The following is a 437-nucleotide window of genomic DNA, read 5'->3' as shown; positions in this document are numbered from 1 at the left end:
GCCTTCTACCTGGTGAAACATCGGTGTATGCGTTAAGTCCATATCACGTCTAAAGACAGTGCCTGGCGCTATCATGCGGATAGGTGGCTTTTGATTTAACATAGTTCGCACCTGAACTGGGCTCGTATGCGTCCTTAAAAGTCTAAAATCATCTAGGTAAAATGTATCTTGCATATCCCTTGCTGGGTGGTATTTTGGTAAATTTAGCGCCTCAAAGTTGTGAAAATCATCTTCTATAAGCGGCCCAGTCTCGAGTGAGAAATTTAGAGCTAAAAAGTATTCAATTATCTTATCCATCGTAGCCATCACAGGGTGCAGCGCCCCACTAGCAACAGGCTCGTTAAAGAGCGTGATATCAGCGGCCTCTTTTTTCATCTTGTTATCTATCTCTTGCTCGCCAAGCTCGGCTTTTTTAGCTTCTATAAGCGCGCTAAGCT

Annotated in this window: 1 pseudogene; it reads right to left on the bottom strand. The window is 43.9% G+C overall.

From position 1 onward, the window contains the following. Positions 1-437: pseudogene (locus CYP43_RS02420) on the bottom strand (phenylalanine--tRNA ligase subunit alpha); the annotation flags it as partial.

It is taken from the genome of Campylobacter concisus (assembly GCF_002913045.1).
Classification (GTDB): domain Bacteria; phylum Campylobacterota; class Campylobacteria; order Campylobacterales; family Campylobacteraceae; genus Campylobacter_A; species Campylobacter_A concisus_AP.
Note: the sequence above shows the minus strand (reverse complement) of the source record. Positions and strands in the feature narration are given on the sequence as shown.